At 71.7% G+C, this 15542-nt stretch carries 13 protein-coding genes, 1 rRNA gene and 2 riboswitches; of the genes, 12 read left to right on the top strand and 2 right to left on the bottom strand.

Annotated features, from left to right (window positions below):
• From rrf to ACWDBB_RS29280, 12 genes are all read left to right on the top strand, one after another.
• Positions 1-86, top strand: a 5S ribosomal RNA gene (gene rrf / locus ACWDBB_RS29335); the annotation flags it as partial.
• Between the two features lie 99 nt (positions 87-185).
• Positions 186-806: a CDP-alcohol phosphatidyltransferase family protein gene (locus tag ACWDBB_RS29330; RefSeq protein ID WP_449792467.1), complete on the top strand. Its 621-nt coding sequence runs from the start codon at positions 186-188 to the stop codon at positions 804-806.
• Between the two features lie 124 nt (positions 807-930).
• Entirely contained in the window at positions 931-3426 is a 2496-nt protein-coding gene (locus tag ACWDBB_RS29325; protein WP_449792466.1) for a sugar phosphate nucleotidyltransferase, read from the top strand.
• A 273-nt stretch (positions 3427-3699) separates the two neighbouring features.
• Positions 3700-4719 carry a DUF881 domain-containing protein gene (locus tag ACWDBB_RS29320; protein ID WP_449792465.1) on the top strand — a complete coding sequence of 340 codons (1020 nt, stop codon included), beginning with the start codon at positions 3700-3702 and terminating at the stop codon, positions 4717-4719.
• On the top strand, positions 4716-5048 hold the full coding sequence (locus tag ACWDBB_RS29315; protein ID WP_030062488.1) for a small basic family protein: 333 nt from the start codon (positions 4716-4718) through the stop codon (positions 5046-5048). The genes ACWDBB_RS29320 and ACWDBB_RS29315 overlap by 4 nt, the downstream gene beginning before the upstream one ends.
• Complete coding sequence (locus ACWDBB_RS29310) at positions 5032-6258, top strand: DUF881 domain-containing protein (RefSeq protein WP_449792464.1); 1227 nt, start codon at positions 5032-5034, stop codon at positions 6256-6258. The genes ACWDBB_RS29315 and ACWDBB_RS29310 overlap by 17 nt, the downstream gene beginning before the upstream one ends.
• 223 nt (positions 6259-6481) lie before the next feature.
• The gene (locus tag ACWDBB_RS29305; RefSeq protein WP_449792463.1) at positions 6482-7360 is read left to right on the top strand and encodes an FHA domain-containing protein; all 879 of its coding nucleotides are present in this window, start codon (positions 6482-6484) and stop codon (positions 7358-7360) included.
• A gap of 179 nt (positions 7361-7539) precedes the next feature.
• Positions 7540-8235, top strand: a complete 696-nt coding sequence (gene ftsR, locus ACWDBB_RS29300; RefSeq protein WP_449792470.1) for a transcriptional regulator FtsR — start codon at positions 7540-7542, stop codon at positions 8233-8235.
• A 119-nt stretch (positions 8236-8354) separates the two neighbouring features.
• Complete coding sequence (locus tag ACWDBB_RS29295) at positions 8355-8831, top strand: bifunctional nuclease family protein (RefSeq protein WP_030303568.1); 477 nt, start codon at positions 8355-8357, stop codon at positions 8829-8831.
• Positions 8832-9054: 223 nt separating this feature from the next.
• Positions 9055-9699, top strand: a complete 645-nt coding sequence (locus ACWDBB_RS29290) for a MerR family transcriptional regulator (protein ID WP_449792462.1) — start codon at positions 9055-9057, stop codon at positions 9697-9699.
• A gap of 95 nt (positions 9700-9794) precedes the next feature.
• Positions 9795-10517, top strand: coding sequence for a SanA/YdcF family protein (locus ACWDBB_RS29285; RefSeq protein WP_449792461.1), 723 nt, complete (start codon positions 9795-9797; stop codon positions 10515-10517).
• An 87-nt stretch (positions 10518-10604) separates the two neighbouring features.
• Entirely contained in the window at positions 10605-12014 is a 1410-nt protein-coding gene (locus ACWDBB_RS29280) for a DNA polymerase IV (protein WP_449792460.1), read from the top strand.
• Positions 12015-12191: 177 nt separating this feature from the next.
• Here ACWDBB_RS29280 and ACWDBB_RS29275 read toward each other — a convergent pair whose 3' ends face one another.
• Both ACWDBB_RS29275 and ACWDBB_RS29270 read right to left on the bottom strand, forming a co-directional pair.
• The gene (locus ACWDBB_RS29275) at positions 12192-13688 is read right to left on the bottom strand and encodes an MFS transporter (protein ID WP_449792459.1); all 1497 of its coding nucleotides are present in this window, start codon (positions 13686-13688) and stop codon (positions 12192-12194) included.
• Positions 13689-13866: 178 nt separating this feature from the next.
• Positions 13867-15018: a PRC and DUF2382 domain-containing protein gene (locus tag ACWDBB_RS29270; RefSeq protein WP_449792458.1), complete on the bottom strand. Its 1152-nt coding sequence runs from the start codon at positions 15016-15018 to the stop codon at positions 13867-13869.
• Positions 15019-15243: 225 nt separating this feature from the next.
• Positions 15244-15347, top strand: a riboswitch (glycine riboswitch).
• Between the two features lies 1 nt (position 15348).
• A riboswitch (glycine riboswitch) is annotated at positions 15349-15481 on the top strand.
• Positions 15482-15542: the final 61 nt, after the last annotated feature.

Here is a 15542-nt window from a genome sequence, read left to right as displayed (position 1 = left end):
GTTACATTCCGAACCCGGAAGCTAAGCCTCACAGCGCCGATGGTACTGCAGGGGGGACCCTGTGGGAGAGTAGGACGCCGCCGAACAATTCTTCTAGAGAAGCCCCCGCCGGGCGAACCGGTCGGGGGCTTCTCTGTTGTAGGGTCAACATGCAATTGTCGTCACACGGGACAGGAGGCCCCCGGGTGGAGGTCCAGGAGACGCGGGTCCAGACCGATCGCGTCCTCACCATCCCCAACATGCTGAGCATGGGCCGGCTGGTCGGTGTTCCGCTGTTTCTCTGGCTCATCCTGTGGCCGGTGTTCGACGGTCCCAACAACGATGGCTGGGCGCTGCTGATCCTGGCGTTGAGCGGGGTCAGCGACTACCTGGACGGAAAGCTCGCCAGGCGGTGGGGGCAGATCAGCCGGGTGGGGCAGCTGCTCGATCCGCTGGCCGACCGGCTCTATGTGCTCTCCACGCTGGTCGGACTGACCTGGCGTGAGATTCTGCCGTGGTGGCTCACCGCGATCCTGTTGGCCCGTGAGGTATTCATCGCGGCGCTGCTGCCGATTCTGAACCGGCACGGCTACGGCCCGCTCCAGGTGAGTTTCCTGGGGAAGGCCGCGACGTTCAATCTGATGTACGCGTTTCCGCTTCTGCTGCTCGGCAGTGTGGACAGCTGGATCGCGCGGCCGGCCGAGGTGGTGAGCTGGGCGTTCATCTGGTGGGGGACGACGCTGTACTGGTGGGCCGCGATTCTTTACGCGGTTCAGGCGAGGCGGATCGTCCGGGCGAGCGTCGCGGGTTCCGCGTCCGCAGTCTGAGACATGATCTGAGAGAAGCCCCACGCCTCATCGGTGCGTCGGACGATGCCTTCCGGGTAGAGAACCTTCTGGAACGCTTTGATGGACCTGCTGGTCCACCACCGCGAAGGAGGACGCACCCGTAATGAAAGCCGTTGTAATGGCAGGGGGCGAGGGCACCCGACTCCGCCCGATGACCTCCAGCATGCCGAAGCCGCTGCTTCCGGTCGCCAACAGGCCGATCATGGAGCACGTGCTTCGGCTGCTGAAGCGGCACGGTCTCTCCGACACCGTCGTCACCGTGCAGTTCCTGGCGTCGCTGGTCAAGAACTATTTCGGCGACGGCGAAGAGCTGGGCATGCATCTGACCTATGCCCACGAGGAGACGCCACTGGGCACTGCGGGGAGTGTCAAGAACGCAGAGGACGCGCTCAAGGACGATTCCTTTCTGGTGATCTCCGGTGACGCGCTGACCGACTTCGACCTCTCGGAATTGATCGACTTTCACCGCAGCAAGAACGCTCTGGTCACCGTCTGTCTCACGAGGGTGCCGAATCCACTGGAGTTCGGCATCACGATCACGGACGACGAGGGCAGGGTCGAACGTTTCCTGGAGAAGCCGACCTGGGGGCAGGTCTTCTCCGACACCGTGAACACCGGTATCTACGTGATGGAGCCCGAGGTCTTCGACTACGTCGCGGCGGGTGAGTCCGTCGACTGGTCGAGCGATGTCTTCCCGCAGCTGTTGAAGGAGGGCAAGCGGGTCTACGGCTACGTCGCCGAGGGTTACTGGGAGGACGTGGGCACCCACGAGAGCTACGGCAAGGCCCAGGCGGACGTCCTGGAGGGCAAGGTCGACGTCGAGCTCGACGGGTTCGAGATCTCCCCTGGCGTCTGGGTCGCCGAGGGTGCCGAGGTGGACCCGGAGGCGGTGCTGCGCGGGCCGCTGTACATCGGGGACTACGCCAAGGTCGAGGCCGGCGTGGAGATCCGCGAGCACACCGTGCTGGGCAGCAACGTGGTCGTCAAGCGCGGCGCGTTCCTCCACAAGGCGGTGGTGCACGACAACGTGTACGTCGGGCCGCAGAGCAATCTGCGGGGCTGCGTGGTCGGCAAGAACACCGACGTGATGCGGGCCGCGCGGATCGAGGACGGCGCGGTGATCGGGGACGAGTGCCTGGTCGGCGAGGAGTCGATCATCGGGGCGAACGTCCGGGTCTACCCGTTCAAGACCATCGAGGCCGGCGCCGTCGTCAACACCTCGGTGATCTGGGAGTCGCGCGGGCAGGAGCACCTCTTCGGGGTCCGCGGCGTCTCGGGCGTCCTGAACGTCGAGATCACCCCGGAGCTGGCCGTGCGGCTCGCCGGGGCGTACGCGACGACGCTCAAGAAGGGCGCCACCGTCACCATCGCGCGTGACCACTCGCGTGGCGCGCGTGCGCTCAAACGGGCGATGATCTCGGCGCTCCAGACCTCCGCGATCGACGTCCGGGACCTCGAGAACGTGCCCATGCCGGTGGCCCGGCAGCACACGGCACGGGGGAGCGCGGGCGGGATCTTCCTGCGGACCACGCCCGGTGTGCCGGACTCGCTGGACATCCTCTTCTTCGACGAGCGCGGGGCGGACCTCTCGCAGGCCGGCCAGCGGAAGCTCGACCGGGTCTACGCGCGCCAGGAGTACCGGCGGGCCTTTCCCGGTGAGATCGGGGACCTCACCTTCCCGTCCAGCGTCTTCGACTCCTACGCCGGCAACCTGCTGCGGACGGTGGACACATCCGGGGTCCGGGAGGCCGGGCTGAAGGTGGTCGTGGACACCGCGCACGGCAGCGCGGGCCTCGTTCTGCCGAGCATCCTCGGCCGGCTCGGGGTCGAGGCGCTCACCGTCTCCACCGGGCTGGACGAGGCGCGGCCGACCGAGGACGCGGAGGAGCGCCGGGCCGGCCTGGCCAGGCTCGGCGAGCTGGTCGCCTCCTCGCGGGCGGCCTTCGGGGTGCGGTTCGACCCGGTGGGCGAGCGCGTCGCGTTCGTGGACGAGCTCGGTCGGGTGATCGACGACGACCGGGCGCTGCTGGTGCTGCTGGACCTGGTCGCGGCCGAGCGGCGCAGCGGGCAGGTGGCACTGCCGGTGACCACCACGCGGATCGCCGAGCAGGTCGCCGCGTACCACGGAACCCAGGTCATCTGGACCACGACGACACCGGACGACCTCGCGAAGGCGGCCTCCGCCGAGGGCACGGTGTTCGGCGGGGACGGGCGCGGCGGCTTCGTGGTGCCCGAGTTCAGCGGGGTGCTGGACGGCGCCGCGGCGTTCGTCCGGCTGGTCGGCCTGGTGGCGCGGACCCAGCTCACGCTGAGCCAGATCGACGCGCGGATCCCGCAGGCGCACATCCGTCGCCGGGACATCGCGACGCCGTGGGCGGCCAAGGGCATGGTCATGCGCTCGGTGGTGGAGGCGGCCGGAAGCCGTCGGCTGGACACCACCGACGGCGTCCGGGTGGTCGAGGCGGACGGGCGTTGGACGCTGGTGCTGCCGGACCCGGCCGAGGCGGTCACCCACCTGTGGGCGGAGGGCCCCGACGACGAGGCCACTGAGGCGCTGCTGGACGAGTGGGCGGCCGTGGTCGACGGGGCGGGGCGGTGACGGCCCCGGCCGGGCCGAGGACCTGAGCCGGGCCCGGTCAAGAACCGGGCTCGGAACTGCCTCGAACGGCGGGGCGCACGGTGTGATCCGTGCGCCCCGCTGTCCGTTTTCACATCATTCGGAACAATCCGTCACTTTCCGTCATGTGTGCAGCGTGTGTGCAGCTCAGGGGCCGTGCAATGGCCCTCTCGGCGACGTGGGACGATGGTCTCCATGCCAGCGACGCCGACACCGAGTGCCCCGAACGGACGGTACAACCGTCCGGATGCCTCGATGTCCTTGCTGACCAACGTGATGGATCACAGCCTGGACGAGGGCTACGCGGAGGCGGCCGCCGCCCGCGGCGGTGCCCGCGACAGTCGGATACCCGGCACCTGGCAGGGGCTGCTCACGCTGGGCGTCGGACTGTCACTGGTCGGCGCGGTGGTGACGGTGGGCGCGGTGAACGCGCACAAGGCCGAGCCCTCGCTGGCCAAGGAGCGGGACGCGTTGATCCACCGGATCAACGACAGCAACACCTCGGCCGACCGGCTGCAGAAGCAGGTGCAGGAGCTGCGGCTCAAGGTCGACACGACGCAGCAGCAGGCGCTCGCGTCGGGGGCGGGCGACACCGGGGGGATGGCCGAGGCGGTGGGCCTGGGCCAGGTCACCGGGCCGGGCGTGAAGCTCGTCCTGGAGGACGCCGCCGGTACGGGCCTCGGCGGCAACGTCGACCCGCGGGCCGGGCAGGGCTTCTCCAACAGCGGCCGGCTGCGGGACCGTGACCTCCAGCTGGTGGTGAACGGCCTCTGGGGATCCGGGGCCGAGGCGATCGCGATCAACGGCCAGCGGCTGACCGCGCTGTCCGCGATCCGGGCCGCGGGCGAGGCGGTGCTGGTGGACAACCGGCCGCTGGTGCCGCCGTACAACATCCAGGCGATCGGGGACGGCTCGAAGCTCCTCACGGCCTTCGAGAAGGACATGGCCGGGCAGTACCTGCGGCTGCTCCAGGAGCAGTACGGCATCAAGTCGACGCTCTCGGTCCAGAAGAACCTGACGCTGCCGGCCGCGGTCGGGCTCACGCTGCGGACCGCGCAGCCGGTGACGCCCGAGGCTTCGCCCCCGGCGGCGCCGGTCGGTACGCCCTCGGCCGGAGCCGGAACCCAGGAGAGCCCCGGCGCGTCCGTCTCACCATCGGCCTCGCCTTCCGCCTCCGGGTCGCCGGCCGCCTCCGGCGGTACCCCCACCGCCAAACGGCGTCCGACGACCGGAGGCACCAAGACCACGACAGGGACAGGAGCAGCCAGACCGTGATTGCCGTACTGGGTCTTGTGATCGGGGTGGTCGTCGGCCTCTTCGTCCAACCCGAGGTGCCGGACGCCGTCGTGCCCTACCTGCCGATCGCGGTGGTGGCGGCGCTGGACGCCGTGTTCGGCGGCGTCCGGGCGATGCTCGACGGGATCTTCAACGACAAGGTGTTCATCGTCTCGTTCCTGTCGAACGTGGTGGTCGCGGCACTGATCGTCTTCCTCGGCGACCAGCTGGGGGTCGGCTCGCAGCTGTCCACCGGCGTGGTCGTCGTCCTCGGCATCCGCATCTTCTCCAACGCGGCCGCGATCCGGCGCCATGTCTTCCGCGCCTGAGCCGGGCCGCGGGGCGGCGGAGGAGAAGCGGGAGGCGGTGGCGGCGGAGCCGACCGCCGGAAAGCCGCGCGAGGAGTCGGTCGAGAAGCCTGTCGAGCAGGCCGTCGAGAAGTCTGTCGAGAAGGCCGCGAACGGACCCGAGCCGGAGCCGGACGCGGGGTCCGGGGCGGCGGACGAGGCTGTCGGGACGGCCGGGGAGGCCGCCGAGTCCGAGGAGTCAGGGGAGGCGTCGGAGGGGAAGCCCGACACCGAGGCCGAGCCTGACGCCGGTGCGGGGCCCGAGCCGACGCTGCGGCTCACGAAGCCCGCCGAGCCGGCGCCCGAGGCCGAGCCGGACGCCGAGTCCGTGGCCGAGCCCGCGGCGAAGTCCGCGCCGGCACCCGTGCCTGCCGCCGAGCCCGAGCACAAGCCGGAAGCATCGTCGGAGTCGGAGTCGGAGCCGGAGCCGGAAGCGGCAGTCGAGCCCGACCCCGCCGCGGACCGGAACGCCGGCCGACGGCGGCTGAAGGCGGCGATCTGGCCGCCGCGGCTGTCGCGCGGGCAGCTGGTGGTGGCGCTGCTGCTGTTCTCGCTCGGTCTGGGGCTGGCGATCCAGGTGCGGTCGACCAACGACCACCACAGTCAGCTGCGCGGGGCCCGACAGGAGGACTTGGTGCGGATCCTCGACGAACTGGACAGCCGGCAGCAGCGTCTCCAGCAGGAGAAGGCGGAGCTGGAGCAGTCCCTGGCGAAGTTGGAGAACAGCTCCAACCAGGCCAAGGAGGCCCAGGAGCAGACCAGGAAGAAGATGACGGAGCTCGGTGTGCTCGCCGGCACCGCCAAAGCCACTGGTCCGGGCATCGTACTCACGGTCGATGATCCCCAAGGGCAGGTGAAGGCGGATATGCTGCTGGACACCCTGCAAGAACTTCGAGCGGCGGGGGCGGAGGCGATTCAGATCAACGATGTGCGCGTGGTGGTCAACACCTACTTCACCGACCTGTCGGCCGGTGGGGTGCAGATCGACGGGAAGAAGGTCTCGCAGCCCTACCGCTTCACGGTCGTGGGGAACCCGCAGGACCTGACACCCGCGCTGAACATCCCGGGAGGTGTCGTCCGCACGCTGGAGAGCCACCAGGCGCGGGCGACGATCGCCCAGCAGCAGAAGGTGGTCGTCGACGCCCTCGTGGACCCGAAGTCGCCGCAGTACGCCAAGCCGGCTTCGAAGTGACGGGGCGCCCGACGAACGGCCCGTCAAGGGCGGGCGGCACCCGCTGCGGGGTGCCGCCGTCACATGGGCGAGACTGGTTCGCACCAGTACGCTCCGGAGCAACAACCGCAGCACCAACCGACGAAGTACCACTCCGGCGAGCCGCAAGGATCGGGCTCGCAGCATGTCCGAGGTTCTCACCCTGCCCCGCGGGCGGGTCTGTCACACGCAAGGGGATTCGCCCGTGAGTTTCTTCTCGAAGTTGTTCGGTCGCAACAAGGGCCGTGACGCGGCCGCCGTCGAGGCGCCCACCGCGCGTCACCGCCGGCCGGAGGACGAGCCCGCGGTGCCGGGCATGCGTCCGGCCCCCGAGGCCGCGCCGTACGGCCAGCAGCTCTACCGGGACGGCGGCGCCGCCCAGTTTGCGGCCAATCCGGCGGGCCACGGCGCGTCGGTTGACCCCTCCGGCGAGCCGCGCATAGGTTTCCCGTCAGGACCCTCAACCTCCGGTGGAGGGTTTGCCCCGGATCCGTACGCCGGGCACAACCCGTCAGGTGTGCCCCGCCAGGAGGCTGTGAACATGGCTGGCCCCACTCCGTGCCCCAGGTGCGGCAACCAGAACCCGGCCTCGGCCCGGTTCTGTTCAAACTGCGGCACGGCGCTGCGCGGCGGCCTGCTCCCGGAGGGGGCAGCGGAGACCACGTCGACCATCTCCATCTCCGGCCTGGAGTCGTACGACCCCAGCGCCACGACCGGCACCGGCGCCACGCCGGCCCTGTCGGCCGAGGTGCTGTCGGCGATCGACGCGCTGCCGCCGGGCTCGGCCCTGCTGATCGTGCAGCGCGGCCCGAACTCCGGCAGCCGCTTCCTGCTGGACTCGGACATCACCACGGCGGGTCGTCACCCGCAGGGTGACATCTTCCTGGACGACGTCACGGTCTCGCGCCGGCACGTGGAGTTCCGCCGCACCCCGGCCGGCTTCAGTGTCGCGGACGTGGGCAGCCTCAACGGCACCTACGTGAACCGGGAGCGGATCGACGAGGTGTCGCTGAACAACGGCGACGAGGTGCAGATCGGGAAGTACCGGCTGGTGTTCTTCGCCGGCCACCACCGGGGGTACTGAAAACGACGTCGGCGGGAGCCCGAGTGAATACGAATACCCCTTCCTCTTCTCTCGGGGCGGCCACCCCAACCCCGTCCGGTCCGCAGGCGGACCGCGGCGGGCGCGGGCTGGTCGCGGGCCCGCGGCAGCCGGTCCGGGCCGAACGGCCCGTCGGCCGCCGGCGCGGCGGTGACGAGCTGCTGAGCATCGGCGCGGTGCTGGCCTTCCTGCGCGACGACTTCCCCGAGGTCACCATCTCCAAGATCCGCTTCCTGGAGACGGAGGGACTGGTCGAGCCGCAGCGCACGCCCTCGGGGTACCGCAAGTTCAGCCCGGCCGACGTCGAGCGGCTGGCCTACGTCCTGCGCATGCAGCGGGACCACTACCTGCCGCTGCGGGTGATCCGGGAGCACCTGGACGCCATCGAGCGCGGCGAGAACCCGCCCGCGCTGCCCTCCGCCGCCGACACCCGGCCCGGACCGCTGGAGGAGGCGGACCGGGAGCTGGTGGCCGCCGGCGAGGTGCCCTCCGGCGTCCGGCTGGGGCGCGCCGAGTTGCTGGCGGCGGCCGAGGCCGGGGAGTCGGAGCTGGCGGAGTGGGAGTCCTACGGGCTGGTCGCCCCGGGCCCGGACGGCGGCTACGACGGCGAGGCGCTCCAGGTGGCCCGGTTGGTCGCGGAACTCGGGCGGTACGGGCTTGAGCCCCGCCACCTGCGGGCCATGAAGGCCGCGGCGGACCGCGAGATCGCGCTGGTGGAGCAGGTGGTGGCGCCGCTGCGCCGGCACCGGAACCCACAGACCAGGGCGCACGCGGAGGCCACCGCCCGGGAGCTCGCGACGCTGTCCGTACGGCTGCACGCGGCGATGGTCCAGGCCGGCCTGCGGGCCCGGGGATAGCGGCCTCCCGACGCGGCGGGGCGCGTCCGACACGCCCTGCGGCACCGGCCGCACCTCGCTGACCAGCGGCGTCGGCTCTGCGCTTTCATATCCGGGAGCGGAGCCATAGGGTTGCCTGTGTGAATGAGCTCGACGTCGTGGGTGTCCGAGTGGAGATGCCTTCCAACCAGCCGATCGTGCTGCTGCGGGAGGTCGGGGGAGATCGCTACCTGCCGATCTGGATCGGCCCCGGCGAGGCGACCGCGATCGCCTTCGCCCAGCAGGGCATGACCCCGGTGCGCCCGCTGACGCACGACCTGTTCAAGGACGTCCTGGAGGCGCTCGGCCAGCAGCTCACCGAGGTCCGGATCACCGACCTGCGGGAGGGCGTGTTCTACGCCGAGCTGGTGTTCGCCGGCGGGGTCGAGGTGAGCGCCCGGCCGTCCGACGCCATAGCGCTGGCGCTGCGCACCGGCACGCCGATCTACGGGAGCGAGGAGGTGCTCGCCGAGGCGGGCATCGCGATCCCGGACGAGCAGGAGGACGAGGTCGAGAAGTTCCGCGAGTTCCTCGACCAGGTCTCGCCCGAGGACTTCGGGGGCAGCGGCCCGCAGTAGCGGGGGCCGGGCGCACGGCCGTTTGGCCTTCCGTTTTGCCAAAAACCGTCCATCTACCCACACTAGGGGCACGAAAAACCACTCTCCTGAGTGATGTGGTTTGTCCGGTCCGGCGTGGCGATCGTTGACGGGTCATAGGGGACTGCCTACCGTCAGGAGTGGCTGTCCGGGTGGCCGATGCCCGTAGTCGGGTTGCCCGCAGCACAAGTGGACGGAGGCAGGCATGAGCAGCACCGGCGATGACGCGGCCGTGGGAGGCCGGTGCGCCGTGCACATGCCGCGCACCGCTCGCACCGTCACGGATATCCCGCGGATGGGCAGGTTCCCGGCCGTACAGCCGGGCCAGCCGAGCATCGAACGGCTTGCACCGACGTCCGAGCTGCTCGGCTTCCGCGGCCCGACCGCCTGCGCGGCGGCCGGCATCACCTACCGCCAGCTGGACTACTGGGCCCGCACCGGACTGCTGGAGCCCAGCGTCCGCACGGCGTACCCGTCGACCAGCCAGCGGCTCTACAGCTTCCGCGACATCCTGCTGCTGAAGATCGTGAAGCGGCTGCTCGACGCGGGTGTCTCGCTGCAGAACATCCGGGTGGCGGTCGCCCACCTGCAGGCCGCCGCCCAGGCCGACCTGGCCGGGATGACGCTGATGTGCGACGGCGCGACGGTGTACGAGTGCACCACGCCGCAGCAGGTGGTGGACCTGCTGAAGGGTGGTCAGGGGATCTTCGGCATCGCGGTCGGAGCGGTCTGGCAGGAGCTGGAGCTCACCCTCGGGAGGCTGCACGCGGAGCGCACCGACACCGGCGAGACGCTGGTCGGGCACGACCCGGCCGACGAGTTGGCGCAGCGGCGCAACCGGGCGGTCTGAGCAGGAGTTCGACGGGGCCGCGGGCCCGGACGGGGAACCGTTCGGACCCGCGGCCCCGTCGTGTTCCCTGAACTGGCGTGATCGAGGGAGGGCACGTGGGAGACGGCACCGGGATATCGGGGCTGCTGCGGCGCAGGGCCGGGCTGCTGGGGGCGCGGCTGCGGCAGCGGCGGACGCAGCGCAGGGTGTTCCAGCTCGGGACGGTGCTCTGCTCGCTCGCGCTGGCGCCGAGCGCCTGGGTGTGGTTCTCCGCGGGCGACCGGGTGGGCACGGTGGAGAGCGCGCCCGCGGCGCCGGTCGCGGTGGTGTTCGGCGCCGGGCTGGACGAGGGCAAGCCCTCGCCGTACCTGGAGCACCGGCTGGTCGCGGCGCTGGACCTGTACCGGGAGGGGAAGGTGCAGGCGATCCTGGTGACCGGGGACAACGGGCGGGTCGAGTACGACGAGCCCGACGCGATGTACACGTACCTGACCCGGCACGGGGTGCCCGAGGACCGGGTGGTCCGGGACTACGCCGGCTTCGACACCTGGGACTCCTGCACCCGGGCGCGCCGGATCTTCGGGGTGGACCACGCGGTGCTGGTCAGCCAGGACTTCCACGTCCGCAGGGCGCTGGCGCTGTGCGAGGCGGCGGGCATCCGCTCGTACGCGGTCGGGGTGCCGGAGTGGCACGACGCGACCTGGCTGTACGGCGGGCTGCGGGAGGTCGCCGGGGCGGGCAAGGCGGCGGCCAACGCCTGGCTGCGGCCGGACCCGTTGTTCCTCGGGCCCAAGGAGGACGGCATTCCGAAGGCGCTGGCGGAGGCGGCGGGGAAGTAGCGCACGTCCCCGTGCCGCCGGTGGCCCGTCGCGGGCCGTCCGGCCCGGGTCGTACGCACTGTCGGACCCGTGCGCGATGATCGGCGGGTGCGATCTCTGCCGAGCATCATCCACCTCGACATGGACGCCTTCTTCGCGGCGGTGGAGCAGGCGGCCAAGCCGAGCCTGCGCGGCAAGCCGGTCGTCGTCGGCGGGCTCGGCGGGCGCGGGGTGGTCTCCACGGCCTCGTACGAGGCGCGGAGGTTCGGGGTGCACTCGGCGATGCCGATGGCGCAGGCGCGCCGGCTCTGCCCGAACGCCGCCTTCCTGTCGGGGCGGTTCGAGGCCTACCGGCAGAACAGCGAGATCGTGATGGGGTTGCTGCGGCAGCTGTCCCCGCTGGTGCAGCCGCTGAGCCTGGACGAGGCCTTCGTGGACCTGGAGGCAGGTGCGTACGGCCCCGCGCTGCTGGAGGCGGACCACGAGACCGGCGAGCGGCTGGTCCTGGCGCTGGCCGAGGACCTGCGGGCGGACATCCGGCGGCTGACCGGGCTGACCGGCTCGGTCGGGGCGGCCGGGTCCAAGCTGATGGCCAAGATCGCCTCCGAGCGGGCCAAGCCGGACGGGCTGGTCATGATCGAGCCCGGGCAGGAGCGGGCCGTGCTGGGGCCGATGCCGGTGCGGGCGCTGCCCGGGATCGGGCCGGCCACCGAGCAGGTGCTGCGCCGGGCCGGGCTGAACACGGTGGCCGACCTCGCGGAGGCGGGGGAGGCGGAGCTGGTGCAGCTGGTCGGACGGGCGCACGGGGCCGGGATCTTCCAGATGTCCACAGGCGTGGACGACCGGCCGGTGATCGCCGACCAGGACGCCAAGTCGGTGTCGGTGGAGGACACCTACGAGGTCGACCTGGCCGACCGGGAGCGGGTGCTGCGCGAGGTCGAGGCGCTGGCCGGCCGGTGCGTGCGGCGGCTGCGGGCGGCCGGGCGCTCGGGGCGGACGGTGGTGCTCAAGGTCCGGCGGTTCGACTTCTCGACGCTGACCCGCTCGGAGACGCTCGGCGGGCCCACCGACGACGAGGCGGTGATCACCGCGACCGCGCGCCGGCTGGCCGAGCAGGTGGACATCACCGGCGGGGTCCGGCTGCTCGGCGTGGGCGTCGCCCAGCTCGCCGACTACACCCAGGAGGACCTGTTCGCCCAGGCGCTGCGGGAGGAGGCCGCCGAGCACGCCGAGGTGGCGGCCGCGGCGCAGCAGGCCGAGGAGGAGCCCGAGGTCGTCGTGGTGCGGCGCTGGATGCCCGGACAGGACGTCCGGCACGAGGAGTTCGGGCCGGGCTGGGTGCAGGGCAGTGGCGTCGGGCGGGTCACCGTGCGGTTCGAGACGCCGTGGAGCGGGCCGGGGCGGGTGCGGACCTTCGCGGTGGACGACCCGGCGCTCGAACCCTCCCGGCCGCTGCCGCTGCGCCGGGAGGAGGGCGGGGACGAGGGCGGGGACGGCGCGTCGGACGGGGGCGGCTGAGCGGATGGGGAGGCGGGCCCGCGGAGCGGGCCCGGAACGCGAAGCGGCCCCACCCGGTGGGGGAGTACCGGGTGGGGCCGATCACCGTGCCGGACCCCGTACGTTCGTGATGCCCTCGCGACGTACGGGGACCGGGGCCCCGCGCCCTGTCCCTGGGCGCGGGGGCCGGACGCCTCGTCAGGCGTCGGTCTTGACCAGCGCGGGGCTGGAGTCCTGCTGGGCCGAGCCGCCGAGGGCGGTCGGGGTGGCGGCCGACTTGGCGCCGCGGATCAGGAAGGGGACGACGCCGGCGACGATGCAGACGACGGCCGCGGTCCAGAACGCGTGCTTGTAGGCGTCCAGGGTGGGCAGGGAGAGCGGGATCTGCGGCGGCAGCTTCATGGTGTCGCCGGTCAGGATGGCGGCCATGACGGCGGTGCCGATCGCGCCGCCGACCGTGCGCAGCACGGAGTTCATGCCGTTGGCGATGCCGCTCTGCTCGGCCGGGACGGCGCCGTTGATGTAGGCCGGCATCGCGGCGAAGGCGAGGCCGACGCCGAGACCGAAGATCGCCGAGGCGGTGTAGATGTCGCCCTCGCGGCCGTGGCGCACGGCGAGGTAGGCCATCGCGACGGCGCCGAGGACGCCACCGAGGACCAGCGGCAGGCGCGGGCCGCGCCGGGCGATCAGCAGGGCGCCGACCGGGGCGGCGACCATCGAGCCGATCGCGGACGGCAGCAGCATGATGCCGGCGTGCAGCACGGTGGCGGTGAAGCCGTAGTGGGTCAACTTCTCCGGGGTCTGGGCGAAGTTGCTGATGACCATGAAGGAGCCGTACATGCCGAAGCCGATGAGCAGGCCGGCCACGTTGGTGAAGGCGACGGCCGGACGGGCCATCATCTTCATGTCCACCAGGGGGTGCGCGACCTTGGTCTCGATGATCCCCCAGACCAGGGCGACCACGGCGGCGACGGCGAAGAGGCCGAGCGTCTTGTTGGAGGTCCAGCCCCAGTGGTTGCCCTGGCTGACCGCGACCAGCAGCGCGGAGAGCCAGCCGGCCAGGGTGAGGGCGCCCAGCGGGTCGGCGCCGCCCTCCTTGTCGGTGACCGGGTCGGTCGGCACGCGGAAGGCGACCAGGGCGACGGCGATCAGGCCGAAGACCAGGCCCATCCAGAAGATCGACTTGTAGTCCCAGTGCTCCAGCAGGAGACCGGTGGCGACCAGGCCGAGGCCGGAGCCGACGCCCATCGAGGCGCTGATGGCGGCGACGCCGCCGGTCACCTTCTGCTTGGGCAGCTCGTCACGGACGATGCTGATCGCCAGCGGCAGGACACCGCCGCCGGCGCCCTGGAGGACACGGGCGACGACCAGCCAGGTGAAGGAGTGGGTGCTGACCGCCAGCGCCGAACCGGCGACCAGGCCGGCCAGCGAGATCAGCAGCATCGGCTTGCGGCCCCGGAGGTCGCCGAAACGGCCCAGGAGGGGAGTCAGCACGGCTGCGGAGAGCAGGTTGGCGGTCATCAGCCAGGTGATGCTGGAGGCGGAGACGTTCAGTTCCTTGGCCAGCGAGGGCAGGATCGGGACGACCGCGGTCTGCACCACGCTGAACGACAGCATCGCCAGGATGAGGGCCGGCAGGACCCGGGCGCTGCTCTGCTTCTCGGCCGCGGTGGTGGGCTGTGGTGCCTCACTCACGGTTGCTTCCTCCCGTACATAGTGAATGAACTGAAGTAATCGTGCAAGGAGATACTTCAGAGTGTCAAATATCGAGCGGTTAAGCTTTGGCAAAGTCGAAGGGTCGGGTGCGCGACAAGGGCCCCGGACGGTGTCCGGGGCCCTTGCTGGTGGGGGCCGGTCGGGCTGGTGGGGGCGGTCAGGCGAGTGGGCGTGCTGGGGCCGGGCGGGGCGCGTCGGGAGTGAGGGTGGACGGCGGGGTGTGGGGGGTCGTGGTGTCGTGGACCTCGACGTGCTCGCGGCGGAGTTCCTCCCGGATCACCTCCTCGGTCGTGTACCGCTCGACGACCAGGCGGATCCGCTCGACGGGCGCGAGGTACTTGCGGGCCACCGCGCGTTCCTCACGGAGAGTGACCTCCTCGACGGTCTCGGCGATCTCCTTGTCGGTGAGCGTGGCGCGCTCGGCCTCGCTGATCGGCGTCCGCTCGACCCGGACGCGCTCGCGGACCACCGGAACGCGGCGCTCGACCTGTTCGGTCGTCACGTACTTGCGCAGCTTCGCGGTGCCGAGGACGCGCCACTCGGTGGTGACGTCCAGCCGCTCCTCGCGGCAGGTGATCTCGACCGGGCTGCTCGGGGCGGCCGTGGGGGTGCCCGAATGCGCGGTGGTGGTCCTGGTGGCCGCCGCCGGGGCGGGCGTGGGGGCGGGGGCGGGGGCGGGCTGCGACTGCTTCGGTTCCGTGGGGGGCGCGGTGGGGGCGGGCGCCGCCGCCGGCGGGGTGGTGGCCGCGGGGGTGCCGGGGATCCGGGTGTCGGCCTCCGGGGCGGTCCTGGTGCTGGCGGGGGTGACGGGCGCGGCGGCGGCAGCGGGGGTCCTCGCCGGGGCGTGCCCGGGGGAGCGCTCGGAGCTGTGGAAGGTGAGCGGCTTGGCGGGGGCCGCGGCGGTCGTCGTGGCGGCGGCAGTGGCCGCCGTGGTGCCGAAGTCGAGGTCGGGCTGCTTGGTCCGGTTCCCGTTCTCGCCGTTCGGACGGCTGTCCATCGGGGTGTCGAGCCCGTAGTAGCGGTAGAGCTGCAGCTCCTGGGCGGGGGACAGGTGCTGGCCGACGCCGAAGTCCGGTGACTCCTTCACCAGCGACTTGTCGTACGGCACCCGCAGTTCGTCGCCCGCGAACTCGCTGGTGGTCAGCGGGACGAAGGCGTCCCGGCCGAAGATGCCGGTCCGGACCGCGGCCCACTCGGGCCGGCCGGTGGCGTCGTCCAGGTAGACCTCGTCGACCGTGCCGATCTTGTCTCCGTTGCGGTCGACGGCCTTGTGACCGATGAGGTCCCGGGGGTCGATGTCGGTCTGCACTTCTTTCCTCCCGCGCGGTGGGCCTGCGGAACTCCCGCAGCAGGGCGGCCGGAGCACCTGTCACGTCCGCCACTTCACACCAAATGCCATGAATCGGACGGGCGCGAGCGGGGTGCGCCGGACGGGGGCGCGCGATCGACCGTCCGGGGGACGCGCGTAGACCTCGAGTGACCCGACGCACCCGTGATCGGGCGGCCTCCCGCTGGTACCCTGGGCGGCGACCGCAGAGCCCGCTCGGGAGAGTCTCCGACAACGAAAACCGCTGGTCGGGGCGCCGAAGGAGCAACTCCTCCCCGGAATCTCTCAGGCATCCGTACCGTGTGGGGTAGGTCACTCTGGAAAGCAGGGCAGGAGCGTCGGCACGGAAGCCGGCGATCACCACCCTCACCGACGGTGCAAGCCGGCGGAGCGCCCACAGCGCCCCGTGCGGGTGAAGCTCTCAGGTCCCGATGACAGAGGGGGAGGCCTGTCGGGTCCGCCCGCCCAGGCTTGTCCGCCGCCCGCAGCGGCGAGGCCGGCCGGCG

It is taken from the genome of Kitasatospora sp. NPDC001095 (assembly GCF_053598615.1).
This window is presented reverse-complemented; position numbering and strand designations above follow the sequence as displayed.

Coding starts and splice junctions, on each gene's coding strand:
- ACWDBB_RS29325 (WP_449792466.1), top strand. CDS start 931: ATGAAAGCCGTTGTAATGGCAGGGGGCGAGGGCACCCGACTCCGCCCG.
- ACWDBB_RS29320 (WP_449792465.1), top strand. CDS start 3,700: ATGTCCTTGCTGACCAACGTGATGGATCACAGCCTGGACGAGGGCTAC.
- ACWDBB_RS29310 (WP_449792464.1), top strand. CDS start 5,032: ATGTCTTCCGCGCCTGAGCCGGGCCGCGGGGCGGCGGAGGAGAAGCGG.
- ACWDBB_RS29290 (WP_449792462.1), top strand. CDS start 9,055: ATGAGCAGCACCGGCGATGACGCGGCCGTGGGAGGCCGGTGCGCCGTG.